This is a genomic window from Microbacterium sp. BWR-S6Y (assembly GCF_041379845.1).
In the GTDB taxonomy this organism is placed as follows: domain Bacteria; phylum Actinomycetota; class Actinomycetes; order Actinomycetales; family Microbacteriaceae; genus Microbacterium; species Microbacterium hydrothermale.
This window is the reverse complement of record NZ_JBFECV010000006.1, coordinates 245,372-264,319: the sequence shown is the minus strand read 5'-3', so window position 1 is coordinate 264,319 and position 18,948 is coordinate 245,372. Positions and strand designations below refer to the sequence as shown.

Genomic DNA, 18,948 nt, shown 5'->3' with positions numbered 1-18,948 from the left:
AGGCAGGGAGCGACCAAGCGGCGCGAGCGGGCGAGACTCCGGAAAAACCGACGGTGGATGCCACGCCGGCGCCGGCCGCCGACCGCTCGGGGCAGAATGTCAGGAGTTTCGCACGGCGGCCGGCCGACGCCGCGACGCGGATCATCGGCCGGTCCCCGCCCCGACCAGGGCGTGCAGCCGACGGGCGAGACGCACCAGGGCGAGGTCGGTGCCCGCGCGCGCCACCAGGCACACGCCGACGGGAGCGCCGCCGACGGTCAGCAGCGGCACCGAGATCGCGGGCAGCCTCGCCGCCGCCGCGGGGGCGGTCATGCGCAGGGTCGCCGCGCGGACGGCATCCACGTCGGCCGTCCGCAGCGGCGCGGGCCCGGGAACGGTCGGGAAGATCAGCACCGCCCCGTCGACCAGCTCGGCCAGGTGCGCGGCGATCGGCTCGAGGTCGGCGCGGGCGCGGGACTCCTCGGTCGCGGTGATCTGCGACGCGGCGCGGAAGCGCTCCGCGACCGCCGGGCCCACGGCCCCGGGGTGCGCGCGCAGCCACTCGCCGTCGTTGCGCCACGCCTCGGCCCCCTGCACGGTGCGGAACGCGGTGAAGGTGGCATCCAGGTCTCCCGTGTGCACGGCGCGGAACGAGGGCGGATCCTCGGATGCCGCCACCGCGACCACCAGCCGAGAGAAGGCGTCGCGCGTGGCGGGGTCGACGCACGCGAGGATGTCCTCGGGAACGAGGAAACGCCAGGGCAGGTCGTCGCCGGACGCCCCGTAGACGCTCTCGGTCGAGGCGGAACCGTCGTAGCTGAGGCACCACTCGGCGACGCGCTGGAGCGTCTCGCCGTCGCGGGTGAGCCAGCCGATCGTGTCGAACGACTGCGCGAGGGGCAGCATGCCCTGGCGCGGGACGAGGTCGTGCGTCGTACGCAGACCCCACAGCCCCTGGTACGACGCGGGCACGCGGATCGAGCCGGCGGTGTCGGTCGCGAGCCCGATGTCGGCGTGACCGAGCGCCACCGCCGAAGCCGGCCCGCTGGACGATCCGCCGGGCAGCGCCCCGACCACCGCGCCGTTCGGCGGGGTGCCGTAGTGCACGTTGTCGCCCGCGATCGAGTACGCGAACTCGTCGGTGCGCGCGATCCCCCGCAGCGACGCGCCCGCGCGCAGCAGGTCGGCGACCGCGGGAGCGGTGACCTTCTCGGGGCGCGCCTCTTCGAGCCAGGTCGGGTTGCCCGCGCCGATGCGGAAGCCCGCGATCGCGAAGAGGTCTTTGACCGCCACGGTGAGTCCCGCGAGCGGTCCCTCCCACGCGCCCTGCAGGAAGGGGTCGCCGACGCTGCGCCAGATCGTGCGGTCGAGGGCCGGGGTGCGCGGGGTCACGTGCGCGGCCGTGATGAGCCACCGGCCGTCGACCCGCTGCCAGATCTGCGTCTGCAGGCCCCGGCCGCCGCCCGAGAACTGCGAGACCGAGATGAGCAGGGCGACGTCGCCGTCGGCGTCCGCGGTTCCGGATGCCGCGGGCCCACCCCCCGACGCGAGCGGCCGGTAGTGGATCTCGGTGATCTCGCGCGGCGGCACGCCCCCGCGCAGCGACCGGAACCCGCTGATCGCCTCGTGCCCCACGAGCAGCCCCGCGGTGTCGCCGCGCAGGGTGTCGGAGCCGGGGGCGAAGAAGTCGTCGAGTGCGTCGAGGTCATTGGTGACGATCGCCCGCTCGTACGCGTCGAACGCCGCGCGCAGGTCGGCGGGGATCGGCGGGGAGTCCGAGGCCGAGCCCGGTGCGGGCGCAGCGGGCGCCGACATCGCCGTCGTGGCATCCGTCATCGTCCGCGCCCCTCTTTGCGTCGCGCCCCTCCGCGCTGCACCTCTCCGCGCTGCCCGTCTCCGCGTCGCGCCCCTCCGACCTGCGTCGACTGTCCGAAGAACCCGGACATCCCGGAGAACCGTCCGGGTGCTTTGGACGCTCGGCGGGGCGGGGTGGCGCCGGTGTCGGCCGGAACACCCGCGAGGTCGCCGGCGGCGGCTTCGGCGCGGGCCAGGGCGGCAGCGAGGACGGGGCTCATGCGACGTCTCCTTCATCGTGCGAGGGAACGGCTTCGGACGGCGAGGCGCCGGCGCCGGATGCCAAGGCGACGGGCTCCACCGCGGGCACACCCGCGAAGTCCGCCTCCCGGATGCGGGCGTGCACCCCCGAGACGATGTCGACGACCTGCGAGATGTCGAAGTCGGTCGCGGCGCTGAGGTAGGCGTACGCGAGGTGCTCCGCCATCCCCCAGCGCCCCTCGATGAGCGCGAGCGACGCCCGCACGCACGCGCGCATCGCGGCGTCGAGATCGGGGTCCATGCCGGTGGGAACGAGGTACTCGGGCGTGCGCACGAGCGGGCCGGTGACCTCCCCGAAGGCCGCGCGGGCGGCATCCGCCGGGATCACCTCGAAGCGGAGCGTCGCCCGCAGCGACGCCTCGAGCGCGGTGAGAGCGACCTCGCCGTCGCCCTGGGCGAAGTGCGGGTCGCCGACGTAGGCGAGGGCCCCATCGACCTGCACCGGGAGGAACAGCGTCGTCCCCTCGACGAGCAGGTTCACGTCGATGTTGCCGCCGTGAGCGCCCGGCGGAACGGAGTGCGGCCGCTCGTCGCCGGCGACGGCGACCCCCATGGTCCCGAGGAAGGGCGCGAGCGGGAAGGCGACGATCGGCTCGCCGCCCTCGACCACGGGGAGCGTCCCGTGCAGGATGCCGTCGCGCTCGGCGACCGCGGCGAAGACGCTGACGTTGTGCTCGCCGCGGGGGAGCTCGCCGACCAGGGCGCCCTTGCCGTGACGGTTGGAGACGACCCCGTACGGGACGCGCGGAGCGAGCGCCTCGACGGTGATCTTGAGCAGGTCGCCCGGGCGGGCGCCGCGCACGCGCACGGGTCCGACGACGACGTGCGGACCGTCGGCGAAGGGGTCGCGGACGACGGATGCCGCGATCTCGATCGCGTCGGCGAGTACGTGGTCGGCGGGTACGCCGTGGGCCGAGAAGTAGGCCAGCGGGTCTTTGCCCTGGTCGTCGAGGATCCCCTCGTGGCTCACGGTGTCGAAGGTGACGCTCTCACCCGATGCGACCTCGAGCACCGCGGCGTCCGCGGCGCAGGGTAGTCGGCCCCACATCACCGTCGCGGGGGTGGCCGGCACGTAGTGGTCGCCGGGGATCGGCCCGACCCCGGGCTGGAGGATCTCGAGCGGGGAGGTCGGCGACACGGCGCTCACGCCTCCACCGTCGCTGCGGTGCGGAGCAGCTCGCGGCCCTCGCGGTCGGTCACGGGCGCGCCGCGGCGGTACACCGACCGCCCGCGCAGCCACGTCTCGCGCACCGCACCGGTGAGCGTCTTGCCGTGCCAGGGCGACAGGGGGTGGCGGTACTCCAGGCTGGCGGCGTCGACGACGACCTGCTCGTCGGGGGCGAAGGCGACGAGGTGCGCGGGGGCGCCGACCTCGATCACCCCGAGACCGGTGAGGCCCGCGATCTTCGCGGGTCCGGTCGTCAGCAGCGGCAGCAGGGTCTCGAAGGCCAGGCCGCGCTCTCGCGCGGTCGAGTGGATCGCCGAGAGTCCGGTCTGCAGCCCCGCGATCCCGCCCCAGGCGAGGCCGAAGTCGGGGTTGGTCTTGAGCTCGACCGTCGCGGGCGAGTGGTCGCTCACGATCGCGTCGACGGTGCCGTCGATCACTCCCGCCCACAGCAGATCGCGGTTGTCGCCCCCGCGGATGGGCGGGCAGCACTTGAAGGCACCGGCCCCGTCGGGCACCTCGGCCGCGTCGAGCGTCAGGTAGTGCGGGCACGTCTCGATCGTGAGGCGCACGCCCTCGGCCTTCGCCGCGCGGACGAGGTCGAGGGAGCCGCCGTCGGAGACGTGCACGATGTGCGCGCGGGCCCCCGTGCGGCGGGCGGCCGCGATGACCCGCTCGATCGCCGCGCGCTCGCTGAGCGGCGGTCGACTCGCCTCGAAGTCGCGGTAGCGCGGTCCGAGGGCGCCGTGCGCGGGCAGGTGCGCGGGGTCTTCGGCGTGCACGATGAGCAGCCCGTCGAAGGCGGCCAGCTCCTCAAGGCACCGCTCGAGCTGGTCGGCGTCGAGGTGCCCGAACTCGTCGATCCCGCTCGGGGAGAGGAAGCACTTGAAGCCGACGACCCCGGCATCCGCCAGCTCGCGCAGCGAACCGAGGTTCTCAGGCACGGCGCCGCCCCAGTACGCGACGTCGACGGCGAGCTTGCCCCGGGAGGCCGCGCGCTTGGCCTCCAGCGCGTCGACCGAGGTGGTCACCGGGACGCTGTTGAGCGGCATGTCGACCACCGTCGTGACGCCGCCGGCCGCCGCCGCCGCGGTGCCGGTGGCGAAGCCCTCCCACTCGGTGCGGCCGGGTTCGTCGAGGTGCACGTGCGAGTCGACGAGCCCCGGCAGCAGCACCGCGTCGGCGGGGAGCACGGTGTCGGCGCCGACATCGAACTCGTCGAGGGAGGAGACGACCCCGTCGTCGATCACGACCGTGGCGGGCGCGAAGGCGTCGCCGAGGAAGACCCGACGCGCGGCGATCCGTGTGCTCATGCCGCTCACGCTAAGCGGCTCGCGTTTCACGAATGTAACCGTCATCAACATTCATGCGAACACCTCGGCATCCGCCGCCTGGGGAGGAGTCGTGAGCGCGAGAGAGCCCGTCGCCGACGGACCCGCGGTGGGCGCGTGATCCGCCCCGACCCGCGAAGCGACCGGCACCCGCCCCTCCCGCACCGGCGGCGTCGCGTACTCCTCGCGCTTGCTCGTGCCGAGCCCCATCCGCACCATTCCGGATGCCATCCCCACCGCCGCCGCGACCCCGTCGACGACCGGCACCCCGACGCGCGCCGTGAGCTCGGCGCACAGATCGGCCATTCCCGCACAGCCGAGCACGATCACGTCGGCACCGCCCGACGCGGCCTCGGCCGCGAAGCGTTCGATGGTCGCCACGGCCGCGGACCCGGTGTCCTCGAGGTCGAGGACCGGGATGCCGGTCGCCGCGAGCGAGACGCACGCCCGGTCCATGCCGTAGCGCCCCACGAGGTCACGGGCCCGACCGAGGGTGCGGCTCAGGGTCGTGACGACGCCGAAGTGCCGCCCCGACACCGCGGCCAGGTGCATCGCCGCCTCGGCGATCCCGACGACGGGCGCGTCGACCAGCTCGCGCGCCGCGTCGAGTCCCGGGTCGCCGAAGCACGCGATGACGTACGCATCGGCGGGCGCGGGACCGTCGCGGTCCGCCGCGACGAGCTCGACCACCGCGGCCGCCGCGGCGACCTCGTCGACGTGGCTCTCGATCGCCGACGCCCCGACCGCGGGGCACACTGCGTCGACGACCACGTCGGGTCCCGCCACCCCCCGGGCGGCGTCCGCGATCTTCGCGGTCATCGCCCGGGAGGTGTTGGGGTTGATGAGCAGGATCCTCACGCGAGCAGGCCTTTGCGCGGGCCGGCGGCGGTCGGGCGCCCGGACAGTGCTGTCCCGCGCTCCGGGACGGCGGCATCCTGAGCCGTCCGCGCGAGCACCGCGGGCGCATCCGACCCCGAGTTCCCGGAGCCCGGCAACGGCACCTCGGTCGAGATCGCCGGGGGCTCGGATGCCGCGGTCGCGGCCGCTCCGTCGACGGCGCCGTCCGAGATGCCCTCGGTCTCGCCATCGAACGTCGGCACCCGCGGGTCGAGACGCTCGAAGAGGAGGAAGAGCGCGAGCCCCAGCGCGCAGCCGATGAACCAGCTGTAGTCGCTGATCCACGAGACGTTGAACAGCCCCAGGTCGGCGAACAGCTTCGGGAAGACCGCGATCGCGACAGTCGGCACACCCGCCGCGATGACGGCCTTGACCGCGTTCGGGTTGAAACCGTTGCGGTACCAGTAGGGGCCCGCGGCATCCATCGTGAACATCGCGTCGACCTTCACGCGCTGGCGGGCGGCGAAGTAGTAACCGGCGATCAGGATGCCGAACAGCGGGCCGATCAGCGCACCCAGCACGCCGAGCGAGTAGTGGATCGCGTCGCTGTTGGAGTACCAGTTCCACGGCATGAGGAACGTCGAGCCGACCGCGGCGATCATGCCGCCCGCGCGCCACGAGATCTTCTTCGGGGCGACGTTGGAGAAGTCGAACGCAGGCGAGATGAAGTTGGCGACGATGTTGATGCCGACCGTGGCGGTGACGAACGTGAGGCCGCCGAGCAGGATCGCGAACGGGGTGTCGATGCGCTCGACCGTCTGGATCGGGTCGGTGATGAGGTCGCCGAACACCGGGACGGTGGCCGAGGCCGTGATGACGGTCAGCAGCGAGAAGAACAGGAAGTTGATCGGCAGGCCCCAGAAGTTGCCCTTCTTCACCGCGGCGAAGCTCTTGCCGTAGCGGGCGAAGTCGCCGAAGTTGAGCATCGGCCCTGAGAAGTACGACACCACCAGCGCGATCGCGGCGAACATCACCGGGATCGAGGCCCAGAAGTCCAGCTGCGTGGTCGACAGGGTGAACGAGATGTTCTCGATGCCGGCCTGCGAGACGAGGTACACCGCGAGCACGATCATCACCAGGTAGACCGCGGGGCCCGCCCAGTCGATGAAGCGGCGGATGACCTCCATGCCGTTCCAGAACAGCAGGAACTGAGCGGTCCAGAGGATCGCGTACGAGATCCAGCCGAGCGCCGAAAGACCCGCGAACGACACGTCGAGCAGGGCTGCGGAACCCGGGATGAACTTCAGGAACACGATGTTCAGCGACTCCGCCGCGAGGAAGGTCTGCACGCCGTACCAGGCGATCGCGATGAGGCCGCGGATGATCGCGGGGATGTTCGCGCCCCGGATGCCGAAGACGACGCGGTTGATCACCGGGTAGGGCACACCCGTCTTCTGGCTGGGCTTGGCGACGAGGTTGGCGAACACCTGCACGATGACGATGCCCGCGATCAGCGCCACGAGCACCTGCCACGACTGCAGGCCGAGCGCGAAGAGCGAGCCGGCCGTGACGTAGCCGCCGACCGAGTGCACGTCGCTCATCCAGAACGCGAAGATGTTGTAGCTCGACCACTTCTGCTTCCGCAGCGGCGCGAGGTCTTCGTTGGCGAGACGCTCGTCGTAGTGGGGCTTCATGTTGCCGCCCCCGTGGGGGTGGCCGGCGGCCTCCACGAGATCGTGGGGGCCGGTGAGGGGGGTGGAAGTCATGTCATTCCTCTCAGGACGATGGATGCCACGACGTGGAGTCCGCGGCCGGAGTGGAGCTCTGATGTGAAGTTATGGGTTCACACGACGCCAACGGTTTCGCTCTTGTAACGAGCATGTGAAGTCGCTCCTTCACACCTCGCCGCTCCCTAGACTCGGGGGCATGACGCAGCCGCCCCTTGCCGACGCCGTCGAGAGCGATTCGGCCGCGGCGGCCGAGCCGTCGGCATCCGTCGGGGCGCGCATCCGCGATCTTCGTCAGGCCCGTGGCATCTCGGCCCGGGCCCTCGCGAAGACCCTCGGCATCTCCCCCAGCGCCGTCTCGCAGATCGAGCGCGGGGTGATGCAGCCGAGCGTCTCGCGGCTCATCGCGATCACCGACGCCCTGGGCGTTCCCCTCGTGGCGGCCTTCGACCCGGCATCCGATCGCCCCGTCGAACCCGCGGGACCCTCGGGTTTCACGCTGCAGCGGGCCGGTCAGTCGCCCGACATCGTGCTCGACAGCGGGGTGTCGTTCCGCCGCCTCACCCCCGGATCGTCACCGGGCGTCGACTACTTCGAGTCGATCTACCCGCCCGGAGCCTCCGCCCACGGCGCCGACGGGCTGTTCCACCACGAGGGCTACGAGGTCGGCACCGTCGTCGCGGGCGAGCTCACCATCGACTTCGAGGCCGAGCGGGTGATCCTGCGGGCGGGGGATGCCATCAGCTACCCCTGCTCGGTCCCCCACCGCCTGCACAACACCGGCGAGACGGATGCCGTGGCGCACTGGCTGATCGTGCACGCCTGACGCGCGACGGTCCCGCGCGATCGGCGGACACGACGCAGGAGATCTGCTGGTCCGCCCGCCTGGGCCCCCGCCATGCCGTCGACACCGCAACGAAGCGGGGCGGATCTCCTGCGCTGTGTCGCAGGTGCGAGCCGGCGGCCACCCCTGAATGTTCGCCACAGCAACATCGCGGACACATCCCGCCACAGGCCCGTAACGCGGCGCGCCTAGCCTGACCGGCATGCATCTGCACGACTTCCACGCCCTCGACGACGCGGATGCCGCGGGCGTCGTTCGCGTCTGGGCCGACATCCCGGGGTGGGTCGACGCGGTCGTCGCCGGTCGCCCCTACGCGAGCGTCGACGCCCTCGCCGCCTACGCGGGCGACCTCGCCTCCGCGTGGTCGCCCGACGACCTCGCCACGGCATTGCACGCACACCCGCGCATCGGCGCGAGAGTGTCGGGCGACGGCGCCGAGGCCGCGGCGTCCCGGCGCGAGCAGGGCTCCATGGCATCCGCCGCCGACGACGACGTCGCGGCCATCGCCGCCGGCAACATCGCCTACGAGGAGCGGTTCGGCCGCGTCTTCCTCATCCGCGCGGCCGGACGCACGCCGAGCGAGATGCGCGCCGAGCTCGAGCGTCGCCTGACGAACGAGCCGGATGCCGAGACGATCGAGGCCACCCGCCAGCTCGCCGAGATCGCGCTGCTGCGGCTGCGCACGACCTTCGCCGACGACGCTCCCGCCGAACCCGAAGCCGCCGAATGACCCGCCGCATCCCCCCACGAGGTATCCCCCGATGACCCACCTGACGACCCACGTCCTGGACGCCACCGCCGGCACGCCCGCCGCCGGAGTCTCCGTGACCCTCGCCCACCTCGATGGCGCGACGATCGACTCCGCCGCGACCGACGCGGACGGCCGCCTCGCCCTCGGCCCCGACGTGCTCGACGACGGCGACTACGCCCTCACCTTCGCGACCGGCGCGTACTTCCGGGGCCGGGGCGTCGCGTCGTTCCACCCCGTCGCGACCGTCGCGTTCACCGTCTCGGGCGACGCGCACCTGCACGTGCCGCTGCTGCTCAGCCCGTTCGCCTATTCGACCTATCGCGGCAGCTGAGGAGAGTCATGAAGGTCATCGTCATCGGCGCCGGTGTCGGCGGAACCTCCGCCGCCCTGGCCCTGCAGAAGCTCGGACACGACGTCGTCGTCTACGACCGCATGCGCGAGAACCGCCCCGTCGGCGCCGCCCTGTCGCTGTGGTCCAACGGCGTGAAGGTGCTGAACTGGCTCGGCCTCGGCCCCGAGGTCGCCGCCCTCGGCGGCCGCATGGACGACATGGCCTACTACGACGGGCACACCGGCGACGAGATGTGCCGCTTCAGCCTCGCCCCCGTCACCGCGCAGACGGGGCAGCGCCCCTATCCCGTCGCCCGGGCAGACCTGCAGCAGTTGATGATGGATGCCGTCGGCTCCGCCCACATCCGGCTGGGGAAGCAGCTCACCGGCGTCTCCGAGACCGACGGCGTCGTGACAGCCGTCTTCGCCGACGGGTCGAGCGACACGGCCGACCTTCTGATCGGCGCCGACGGGGCGCGCTCTCTCGTACGGGACTACGTGACCGAGCCGAGCGGCATCCGCCCCGAGCGCAGCTATTCGGGGTACGTCAACTACAACGGGCTCGTGACAGCCGACGAGCGGATCGGCCCCCTCGACCAGTGGACGACCTACGTGGGCGACGGCAAGCGCTGCGCCGTCATGCCCGTCGCGGGGGACCGCTTCTACTTCTTCGTCGACGTGCCCGGACCGTCGGGCGTGGTCGAGGACCGCATGGCCGCCCTCGAGGACGCCTTCGGTTCGTGGGGCGCCCCCGGGGTGCGCGCGCTGCTCGATGGGATCGACCCCGACGAGTCGCTCAACCGCGTGGAGATCTGGGACATCGACCCCTTCGACACCTGGGTGCGCGGGCGCGTGGCGATCCTCGGCGACGCCGCGCACAACACCGCCCCCGACATCGGCCAGGGCGCCTGCTCGGCGCTCGAGGACAGCTTCGCGCTCGGCATCGTCTTCGCGACCTCGACCCTCGGCGTCGAGGATTCGTTGAAGCGGTACGAGCGCATCCGCACCGAGCGCGCGGGCGACCTCGTACTGCGCGCCCGAAAGCGCGCGCACGAGACCCACGCCTTCGACGTCGAGGCGACGCAGGCCTGGTACGACGGCCTGCGCCGCGAAGACGGCACGGGGGTCATCCGCGGCATCGTGGGCAACATCGAGGGCAGCCCGGTGGAGTTGGGCGCGAGCGTCCTGGGCTGAGGGGCGCGGCGGGTCGCGCGGGCGGCTACCTCACCGGGGCCGGGCAGAACTCCTGAGAAATCGGACGCCGCACACCCTGCGACGGCGGAGATCCGGGGCATCCCGTCCCTCACGGCGCGGAAAGTCAGGAGTTTCGCACGCCGCCACCCGGCGACGCACCTCCGAGAGGGAGGGGTCAGACGTGGAAGACCGAGTGCACGTCGTCGCCGAGCACCTCGCGGCCGCCCAGCCCATCGATCTCGAGCAGCGTCGCGATCCCCACGACCTCGCTGCCCACGGCCTCGAGCAGGTCGCGGCCCGCGCCGAGGGTGCCGCCGGTCGCGAGCACGTCGTCGAGCAGGAGGACGCGGGCGCCGGCGGCGTTGTCGTCGTGCATCTCGATCTGCGCCGAGCCGTACTCGAGGTCGTACGACATGGTCGCGGCGGGACGCGGCAGCTTGCCGGCCTTGCGGATCGGCATGAGACCGACGTTCGCGGCGATGGCCGCGGCCCCCGCCAGGAGGAATCCGCGGGCCTCGACACCCGCGACGGCGTCGAAGCGGCCCGCGAAGGGCTCGATGAGCGCCTCGACGACGGTGCGCAGGGCCGCGGCATCCGTCAGCAACGGCGTGATGTCGCGGAACACGATCCCGGGCTTCGGGTAGTCGGGGATGCTCGTGATGAGGGATTCAGCGCGGGCGAGGGCGGAGGCGTCGGGCACGGTTCCAGCCTAATCGCGGCTCCCCCGCGCCGCCCCGCGCCCGGTGGCCCACGCCTCACGCCTCACGTCCGAGTGTCCACAACACCCGAACGATTCCGCTGAGCGTCCGGATGTCGTGGACACTCGACGCCGCGCGACGCCCCCGCCCGGCGCCCGACGCCGCGCAACGCCCCGCCCGGCGCACGAGGCCACCCGCAGCTCCGCACTTGACGCCACTGCAAGCGCTTGCACTAACGTGGACCCATGACCTTCACGCAGCAGGACTCGCGACCCGAACTCGCGTCCGCACCCGGCTCGGAGTGGTGGCGCACCGCCGTCATCTACCAGATCTACCCGCGCTCGTTCGCGGACGCGTCGGGCGACGGCCTGGGCGACCTGCCCGGCGTCACCGCGCACCTCGACGACCTGCGCGAGCTGGGGGTGGATGCCATCTGGCTCAGCCCCTTCCAGACCTCGCCGCAGAAGGACGCCGGCTACGACGTCGCCGACTACCGTGACGTCGACCCGATCTTCGGCACCCTGGCCGACTTCGACGCCATGCTGGCGGGCGCGCACGAGCGCGGCATCCGGGTCATCGTCGACCTCGTGCCCAACCACTCCAGTGATCAGCACGTGTGGTTCCAGGAGGCGCTGAAGGCCGCCCCCGGCAGTCCGGAGCGGGCGCGGTACATCTTCCGCGACGGCAAGGGCGAGAACGGCGAACTCCCCCCGAACAACTGGGAGAGCGTCTTCGGCGGCGGTATGTGGAAGCGCGTCACCGAGGCCGACGGCACGCCCGGCCAGTGGTATCTGCACATCTTCGATGAGAGCCAGCCCGACTTCGACTGGACCAATCCCGAGGTGCGCGCGGAGTTCCGCGACGTGCTGCGCTTCTGGCTCGACCGCGGGGTCGACGGCTTCCGCGTCGACGTCGCGCACGGCCTGATCAAGGCCGAGGGCCTCCCCGACTACACGCCCGACCCCGACGGGGGGTCGATGGGCGGCGACGCCGAGTCCGTGCCCTACTGGGGCCAGCCGGGCGTGCACGAGGTGTGGCGCGAATGGCACGAGGTGCTCGCCGAGTACGACGGCGACCGGGCGCTGTGCGCCGAGGCGTGGCTGCCCACCGTCGCCGAGACGGCCCTGTGGGTGCGCCCCGACGAGATGCACCAGGCGTTCAACTTCCACTACCTCGAGACGAAATGGGATGCCGCCGCCCTCCGCGCCGTGATCACCGAGTCGCTCGACGAGTACGGTGCCGTCGGCGCCCCCAGCACCTGGGTGCTGTCGAACCACGACGTCGTACGCCACGCCTCGCGCCTCGCGTTGACGGCCGAGAACCCGCAGGGCGCCGGCATCGGCCCGAAGTCGCCGGGTCAGCCCGACCCGGCGAAGGGCCTGCGCCGGGCGCGCGCCGCCACGTCGATGATGCTCGCTCTCCCGGGCTCGTCGTACCTGTACCAGGGCGAGGAGCTCGGCCTGCCCGAGGTCATCGACCTGCCCGACGACGCACGTCAGGACCCGACGTGGTTCCGCACGAACGGCGAGCGCTACGGTCGCGACGGATGCCGCGTGCCCCTGCCCTGGACGGCCGATGCGCCCGCCTACGGCTTCAACGACACCGGGGCCTCGTGGCTGCCCCAGCCGGCCGAGTGGGCCGACCTCGCGTTCGACCAGCAGGTCGACGACCCGTCGTCGACGCTCACGCTCTACCGCGCGCTGCTCGCCGAGCGCCGTGCTCGCAACCTCGGCGCGGGCGACCTCGCGTGGGTCGACGGGTACGGCGACGACGTGGTGGCGTTCCGCAACGGCACGCTGCTCGTGATCGCCAACCTGGGCGACGCCGCGGTCGAGCTGCCCGCGGGAGAGGTGCTGGTCGCGAGCGGCCCCCTCGACGGCGAGCGCCTGCCCACCGACACGACCGTCTGGATCGCCGCGGCCTGAGCCGCGGCATCCGCTTCTCCGAGGGCCCCGGGACCGTGGCCGGTATCGACGACGTCGCGCGCGCCGCGGGAGTGTCGACCGCCACGGTCTCGCGCGCCCTCAGCGGGCGCGGTCCCGTGTCGGTCGCGACGCGGGACCGCGTGCTCGCCGCGGCGGAGAGCCTCGGCTACGTCGTCTCGGCGTCCGCGTCGAGCCTCGCCTCGGGGCGCACGCGCGCCGTCGGGGTGGTCGTGCCCTTCCTCGACCGCTGGTTCTTCAGCACCGTGCTCGCCGGGATCTCCGACGCCCTCGTGCGCAAGGGCTACGACATCACGCTGTACAGCGTGAGCGCCGACCCCGCCGAGCGCCGCCGCGTCTTCGACGACCACCTCCGGCGCCGCCGGATCGACGCCGTCATCACGATCGCCCTCGAACTGGATGCCGAGGAGTCGGCGTCGCTGAACGGCCTCGACGTTCCGATCGTCGCGATCGCCGGCCCCAACCCCCTGGTGACCACGTTGACGGTCGACGACCTCGCGGTCGGCCGTCTCGCCACGACGCACCTGCTCGGTCTCGGTCATCGCCGCATCACCCACATCGGGGCGGATGCCGCGATCGACGCCGGATCGACCGTGCCGGCGCTGCGCCGACGCGGCTTCGAGCAGGTGCTCGCGGAGGCCGGGGTGATCGACGCGCGCTTCGAACCGGCCGACTTCACGATCGAGGGCGGGTCGGCGGCGGCGGCGCGCGCCCTCGCCGCACCCGACGCACCGACCGCGTTGTTCGCAGCCTCCGATGAGATGGCGATCGGGGCGATCCTCGCCGCCCGCGACCGGGGCCTGCGCGTTCCGCAGGACGTGTCGATCATCGGCGTCGACGGTCACGAACTGGGGCGGTGGTTCGGGCTGACCACCGTCGATCAGTTCGCGCGGGGTCAGGGCGAACGCGCGGCCCACGCGGTGCTGGCCGAGCTCGACGGCGCCGAGCCCGCCCGCAGACGCGGCACCCTGCCATTCGAACTCGTCGATCGCGGCTCGACGGGCGCTCCGTCTCGGCGTTGACCCTCTCGCGCCTCAGCGCACCGCTCCGCGGCACGATCCACGCGACCGCTCTCCGCCCGAGCGCCGGAATGGGCTCTGCCCTCACCGACCGTTCTGCGCGGCGAGGGGGCCAGGGAGACCGAGCCGGTCGCGGCCCGGTCTCCCTTCGCGTCATCCGAGCGAGATGGCGGTCCAGGACACCGGCGGCAGGGTGACCTTCAGGCTCCCGGCTGTGATCGTCGCCGAGTCGTTCGGGACCGGCGCGACGCGCTCGGGGTCGTCGAGTGTGTTGGCGGCCGACCGGTCTTCGTCCGCGAGCGTGTGCGTCTCGAGTACTGCGATCTCCCCCAGCTCCGACACGTCGATCGCCACGTCGAGGGCCTCGGTCGTCGAGCGGTTCACGAGGAACACCGCGCTGCGCCCGGCCTCGGCGTCATGCGTGGCGACCGCGTCGACCAGCGGAACCTCACCGTACGCCTCGGTCGTGTAGGTCGGCGCCTGCAGGTCGAGACGCAGCGCCTCGCCGCGCGCCAGACGCGAGGTGATCGAGAACGGGAAGAACGTCGTCTGCTTCCACGCGATCCCGCCCGGCTCCGTCATGATCGGCGCGATCACGTTGACCAGCTGCGCCAGCGAAGCGGATGCCACACGGTCGGCGTGCTTGAGGAGCGAGATCATGAGATTGCCGAACACGACGGCATCCAGCACGGAGTAGGAGTCTTCGAGCAGCCGCGGGGCGACGGGGAAGTTGCCGACCCCCGAGAGCTTGTCGACCTCGTGGTAGCGATCGATGTACCAGACATTCCATTCGTCGAACGAGATGTCGATGCGCTTCCTGGACTGCTTGACCGCGCCGACGTGGTCTGCCGTAGCGACGACCTTCTCGATGAACGCGTCCATGTCGACCGCCGAGGCGAGGAAGCTGTTGACGTCGCCGCCGCGCTCCTCATAGTAGGCGTGGCACGAGATGAGGTCGACGTCGTCATAGGTGTGTGTGAGCACGACCCGCTCCCACTCGCCGAAGGTGGGCATGTGGGCGCTCGAAGAGCCGCAGACCACGAGCTGCAGGTCGGGGTCGAACATCCGCATCGCCTTGGCGGCCTGCGACGCGATCTTCCCGTAGTCGTCTGCAGATCGATGACCCAGCTGCCATGGGCCGTCCATCTCGTTGCCGAGGCACCACATGCGCACGTCGAACGGCGTCGGGCGCCCGTTGGCGATGCGCTGATCGCTGAGTGCGGTGCCGCCGTGGGCGTTGGAGTACTCGAGCAGGTCGAGTGCCTCGAGCGTTCCGCGCGTGCCGAGGTTCACGGCCATCATGAGGTCGGATCCCACTTTGTCGAGCCACGACGAGAACTCGTGCAGGCCGATCTCGTTCGTCTCGGTTGAGTGCCAGGCGAGGTCGATGCGGCGCGGACGCTTCTCGACGGGTCCCACCGAGTCTTCCCACCGGAATCCCGAGACGAAGTTGCCGCCGGGATATCGGATGGTGTCGACGCCGAGCTCCTTCACGAGCTCGATGACATCCTGCCGGAAGCCATCGGCATCCGCTGTGGGGTGACCGGGTTCGAAGATGCCGGTGTAGATGTGGCGGCCGAGATGTTCGACGAACCCGCCGAAGATCTTGCGCCGGATCGGGCCGATGACGGCCCCGGGGTCGATGGAGAGACGTGCGTCAGGCATGGGTGCGCTTTCTGTGGTCGTGCGAGAAGAGGGTGTCGGGAGGTGCGGGGCCGTCACTTGACGCTGCCGAGCGTCAGGCCGCCCTGCCAGTAGCGCTGCAGAAGGAGGAACGACAACAGCAGGGGCAGCACGGAAATGAAGGCGCCCGAGGTGATGAGGTTCCACACCTGCTCACCGCCGGCGCCCGCGTTCGACAGCGCCAGCCAGCGGTTCAGCCCCACGGTCACCGGCAGGGTTTCGGGGTTGGTGAGCATCGCGAGCGGCAGGAAGAAGTTGTTCCATGTGCCCACGATCGACAGCAGCAGCACCGTGACGATCGCGGGGCGCAGCAGGGGGACGACGATCGTGGTGAAGGTGCGCCACTCCCCCGCGCCGTCGATGCGGGCCGCCTCGAGCAGCTCGTCGGGCACGGTGTCCTGCGTGTAGACACGCATGAGGTAGACGGCGAAGGGGTTGAGGAGCGACGGCAGGATGACGGCCCATCCGGTGTTCACGAGTCCGTACTGGCTGAGCAGCATGAACTGCGGGATGACCAGTGCGGTCAGCGGCACCATGACCGACCCGAGGATCATGCCGAACACGAAGCCCCTGCCACGGAAGCGGTACTTCGCGAAGCCGTAGCCGGCGAGCACGGCCACGATCGTCGCCCCGACTCCCGACACGAACGAGTACACGAATGAGTTGCCGAGCCAGGTCCAGTAGATGCCACCCTGGTGCTCGAAGAGGCCGGCGATGTTGGCGAAGAGCTGCAGGGGATCGTCGAACCAGAACGCGGGGCTGGAGAAGAGCCCCCCCGTGCTCTTGGTCGCTGCGACGAAGAGCCACCAGATCGGGATGACGAAGTACAGGGCGAGAATGAGCAGCAGCACGTGCGAACCGATACGGCGGCCCCCCTGCGCGAGGCGGGCGTTGCGGCGCGCCTCACGGCGGGCCGCGCGGTCGGGGCGACCCGCCCCGGCGGTGACGATGGTGCGCGTGCGGTCGTCTCGCGCGGTGGTGGGGACGGCCATCACTTGAGTCCGTTCTGCTTGCGGGTGAGGAAGAGGAAGCCGAACGAGCCGATGAAGACCACGATCGCGAGAGAGAAAGCGATCGTCGAGGCGTAGTTGAACTGGCTGTAGCTGAACGCGAGGGCGTAGGCGTACATGTTCGGCGTGTACTCCGCCGGAAGCGCCCCCGAGGCGATCGAGCGCAGCACGGTCGGTTCCGTGAAGAACTGCAGCGTTCCGATCAGGGCGAAGGTGATGACCATCACCATCGACGAGGCGATCATCGGCACCTTGATGCGCGTCGCGATCTGCCATCCGCCGGCGCCGTCGACGCGCGCCGCCTCGTAGATCGACGGGTCGATCGAGCGCAGAGCGGCGTAGATGACGATCATGTAGTAGCCCGACCACTGCCAGGTCACGATGTTGACGAGGCTGCCGAAGATGGCGCTACTGGCGAGGAAGTCGGGGGCATCGAGACCGAAGAGCCCGAAGATCGTGCCGGCCGGGCCGAATCGAGGGCTGTACAGGAAGCTCCACATGAGCGCCCCGATGACGACGGGAATCGCATACGGCGCGAAGATCAGCAGGCGCGACGCCTTCGCCAGCCAGGTTCCCAGGGTGTCTAGCACGAGAGCGGCGACGAGAGCGACCAACAGCTGAGCCGGGATCATGACGAGCGCGTAGAGCGCGACTCGTCCCAAGCCGCCGAGGAAGAGAGGGTCGGTGAAAGCCTTGAGGTAGTTGGCTGCGCCGACGAACTTAGTCCCTGTGGCCAGCGTGGAGCTGAACAGGCTCATTCCGAAGGCGTAGATGAGCGGAAAGATCAGGAACGCCGCGAAGATCACCAGGAACGGGGTGATGAAAAGCCACCCGACGCGCTGTCGACGTGCGTGTCCTGTGGCGCGGCGCCGCGGGGGCGTCGTGACGGTTTGCGTGGCCATGTGTTCTCCCGGTGAGGTCAGGGCGAGAGGCAAGAGCGGGCGGTGGGCCGACCCGTGGGCCGGCCCACTTCGGACTCACTTGATCGTGAAGCCCTGTTCGGTGGCGTACTGCTCAAGGGTCGACTGGAGGTCGTCCAACGCGGTCGCCGCGTCCTTCGAACCGTCGACCGTCACGGCTGTGACCTGCTGCTGGAGCTGGTCGTAGGCGTAGTTCTGGAAGGGGCTGAAGGTGAAGCCGCTGTACCCCGCGGCCGCCGGCAGGAAGACCTCCTTGTTGATCTGCTGACCCCCGAAGAACGGCGATTCGAGGTCGCGGAAGTAGTCCGAGTCGAGGATGGGCTTCCAGAGGGGGAACAGCGCGGCCTCCTCGATGCCGATCTTCCACGCCTCTTCAGTGCCGAAGACCTCCTTCGCGACGGTCGCGGCCGCCTCCTTATCCCTCGCCTGGCTCGTGACCGCGAAGGTCGAGCCGCCCCAGTTGACCTGCACGGGGTTGGCGGCGTCCCACTGCGGAATGGGCGCCGCGCGCCACTTCGCGCTGTCGTCGGTACCCTCGAGACCCTGCAGATAGCCGGGACCCCACGCCGCCGCGACGTAGATCGCGTACGTACCGTCGACCAGCTTGGTGTTGTAATCGGCGGTGAACGCTTCGTCGGTGGCGACGAGGCCCTTGGACGTCAGGCCCTGCCAGTACTCGAGCACGTCCTTCGCGCCCTGGTCGTTGACGTCGATGCCGATGTCGGTGGGAGCGGCGTTGTCGTAGGTGAACGGCTTCGAGCCGGCCTGAGCGAACAGCGCCTGCGTGAAGGCGCGCCCGTTCGGCGGGAAGTTCGCCAGGACTCCGGGGGCTCCGGCATCCTTGAGCTTCTGCGCGGCGTCGGCGAACTCGGTCCACGTCGTGGGAGCGGCGATGCCGTACTGGTCGAGAATGTCCTGGCGGTAGAGCATGCCCATCGGGCCACCGTCGACCGGGATCGCGTAGACCGCGTCGCCACTGGAGACGTCTTTCCACGCCCCATCGGTGTAGTCGGCTTTGACGTCGCCCGCGCCGTACGCCGACAGGTCGACGAGCGCGTCGCGGATCGAGAAACTCGAGAGCACCTCGGCCTCGAGCATGATCACGTCGGGAGCTCCTAAGCCCGACTCGATCGACGTCGAGAACTTCGTGTACTCGTCATTGCCCTGTCCGGCGTTCGTCCAGCAGATCTGCACGTCATCATGGTTCTGGTTGAACAGGTCGACGACCTGCTCGAAGGCCGGGTACCACGCCCAGACGCTCACCTGGGTGGCATCCGGCTTGAGGATCTCGTTGGTGCACGAGGCTGCGGCGGACTCGGACGACGAGCTGCACCCGGTCAGTGCAGCCACGGTGACGGCGACGACGCCGAGACCGGCGAAGACCTTCTTCTTCATGGGCTGT

General features: G+C 70.9%; 17 protein-coding genes. 6 read left to right on the top strand and 11 right to left on the bottom strand.

All coding sequences use genetic code 11. The annotated features are described in order from the left end of the window. Window positions 1-141: 141 nt before the first annotated feature. Genes AB1K56_RS14330 through AB1K56_RS14305 form a run of 6 tightly spaced genes read right to left on the bottom strand, consistent with a single transcriptional unit; the run spans window position 142 to window position 7,193 of the window. Complete coding sequence (locus AB1K56_RS14330; RefSeq protein WP_371206184.1) at window positions 142-1,815, bottom strand: AtzH-like domain-containing protein; 1,674 nt, start codon at window positions 1,813-1,815, stop codon at window positions 142-144. Then, complete coding sequence (locus AB1K56_RS14325; protein ID WP_371206183.1) at window positions 1,812-2,054, bottom strand: hypothetical protein; 243 nt, start codon at window positions 2,052-2,054, stop codon at window positions 1,812-1,814. Before AB1K56_RS14325 ends, AB1K56_RS14330 begins: the two co-directional genes overlap by 4 nt. Then, entirely contained in the window at window positions 2,051-3,241 is a 1,191-nt protein-coding gene (locus AB1K56_RS14320) for an acetamidase/formamidase family protein (protein WP_371206182.1), read from the bottom strand. Before AB1K56_RS14320 ends, AB1K56_RS14325 begins: the two co-directional genes overlap by 4 nt. Then, entirely contained in the window at window positions 3,238-4,572 is a 1,335-nt protein-coding gene (gene allB, locus AB1K56_RS14315) for an allantoinase AllB (RefSeq protein ID WP_371206181.1), read from the bottom strand. The genes AB1K56_RS14320 and allB overlap by 4 nt, the downstream gene beginning before the upstream one ends. A gap of 51 nt (window positions 4,573-4,623) precedes the next feature. After that, window positions 4,624-5,448, bottom strand: coding sequence for an aspartate/glutamate racemase family protein (locus AB1K56_RS14310; protein WP_371206180.1), 825 nt, complete (start codon window positions 5,446-5,448; stop codon window positions 4,624-4,626). After that, window positions 5,445-7,193 carry an NCS1 family nucleobase:cation symporter-1 gene (locus tag AB1K56_RS14305; protein WP_371206179.1) on the bottom strand — a complete coding sequence of 583 codons (1,749 nt, stop codon included), beginning with the start codon at window positions 7,191-7,193 and terminating at the stop codon, window positions 5,445-5,447. Before AB1K56_RS14305 ends, AB1K56_RS14310 begins: the two co-directional genes overlap by 4 nt. Window positions 7,194-7,353: 160 nt before the next feature. Between AB1K56_RS14305 and AB1K56_RS14300 the strand changes: the two genes are divergently transcribed. The 4 genes from AB1K56_RS14300 to hpxO all read left to right on the top strand — a co-directional run bounded on the left by AB1K56_RS14300 (window position 7,354) and on the right by hpxO (window position 10,273). After that, complete coding sequence (locus tag AB1K56_RS14300) at window positions 7,354-7,980, top strand: helix-turn-helix domain-containing protein (RefSeq protein ID WP_371206178.1); 627 nt, start codon at window positions 7,354-7,356, stop codon at window positions 7,978-7,980. A gap of 220 nt (window positions 7,981-8,200) precedes the next feature. After that, window positions 8,201-8,728, top strand: coding sequence for a 2-oxo-4-hydroxy-4-carboxy-5-ureidoimidazoline decarboxylase (uraD, locus tag AB1K56_RS14295; protein ID WP_371206177.1), 528 nt, complete (start codon window positions 8,201-8,203; stop codon window positions 8,726-8,728). Window positions 8,729-8,759: 31 nt separating this feature from the next. After that, window positions 8,760-9,080 carry a hydroxyisourate hydrolase gene (gene uraH / locus AB1K56_RS14290; protein WP_371206176.1) on the top strand — a complete coding sequence of 107 codons (321 nt, stop codon included), beginning with the start codon at window positions 8,760-8,762 and terminating at the stop codon, window positions 9,078-9,080. A gap of 8 nt (window positions 9,081-9,088) precedes the next feature. Next, the gene (hpxO, locus tag AB1K56_RS14285; protein WP_371206175.1) at window positions 9,089-10,273 is read left to right on the top strand and encodes an FAD-dependent urate hydroxylase HpxO; all 1,185 of its coding nucleotides are present in this window, start codon (window positions 9,089-9,091) and stop codon (window positions 10,271-10,273) included. 175 nt (window positions 10,274-10,448) lie between these two features. On the opposite strand, the gene AB1K56_RS14280 is transcribed toward hpxO, so the two are convergent. Next, on the bottom strand, window positions 10,449-10,973 hold the full coding sequence (locus AB1K56_RS14280; RefSeq protein WP_136586236.1) for an adenine phosphoribosyltransferase: 525 nt from the start codon (window positions 10,971-10,973) through the stop codon (window positions 10,449-10,451). Between the two features lie 243 nt (window positions 10,974-11,216). Between AB1K56_RS14280 and AB1K56_RS14275 the strand changes: the two genes are divergently transcribed. Together AB1K56_RS14275 and AB1K56_RS14270 are read left to right on the top strand one after the other, a co-directional pair. Beyond that, the gene (locus tag AB1K56_RS14275; RefSeq protein WP_371206174.1) at window positions 11,217-12,896 is read left to right on the top strand and encodes a glycoside hydrolase family 13 protein; all 1,680 of its coding nucleotides are present in this window, start codon (window positions 11,217-11,219) and stop codon (window positions 12,894-12,896) included. 35 nt (window positions 12,897-12,931) lie between these two features. Further along, window positions 12,932-13,936 (top strand): LacI family DNA-binding transcriptional regulator, encoded by a 1,005-nt coding sequence (locus AB1K56_RS14270; protein ID WP_371206173.1) that lies wholly within the window; start codon window positions 12,932-12,934, stop codon window positions 13,934-13,936. A gap of 150 nt (window positions 13,937-14,086) precedes the next feature. On the opposite strand, the gene AB1K56_RS14265 is transcribed toward AB1K56_RS14270, so the two are convergent. The 4 genes from AB1K56_RS14265 to AB1K56_RS14250 all read right to left on the bottom strand — a co-directional run bounded on the left by AB1K56_RS14265 (window position 14,087) and on the right by AB1K56_RS14250 (window position 18,941). Beyond that, window positions 14,087-15,598 (bottom strand): alpha-N-arabinofuranosidase, encoded by a 1,512-nt coding sequence (locus AB1K56_RS14265; protein WP_371206172.1) that lies wholly within the window; start codon window positions 15,596-15,598, stop codon window positions 14,087-14,089. 53 nt (window positions 15,599-15,651) lie between these two features. Continuing rightward, complete coding sequence (locus tag AB1K56_RS14260) at window positions 15,652-16,608, bottom strand: carbohydrate ABC transporter permease (protein WP_136586240.1); 957 nt, start codon at window positions 16,606-16,608, stop codon at window positions 15,652-15,654. Then, window positions 16,608-17,528 carry a carbohydrate ABC transporter permease gene (locus AB1K56_RS14255; RefSeq protein WP_371206171.1) on the bottom strand — a complete coding sequence of 307 codons (921 nt, stop codon included), beginning with the start codon at window positions 17,526-17,528 and terminating at the stop codon, window positions 16,608-16,610. Before AB1K56_RS14255 ends, AB1K56_RS14260 begins: the two co-directional genes overlap by 1 nt. Window positions 17,529-17,603: 75 nt before the next feature. Then, complete coding sequence (locus AB1K56_RS14250) at window positions 17,604-18,941, bottom strand: ABC transporter substrate-binding protein (protein ID WP_371206170.1); 1,338 nt, start codon at window positions 18,939-18,941, stop codon at window positions 17,604-17,606. Window positions 18,942-18,948: the final 7 nt, after the last annotated feature.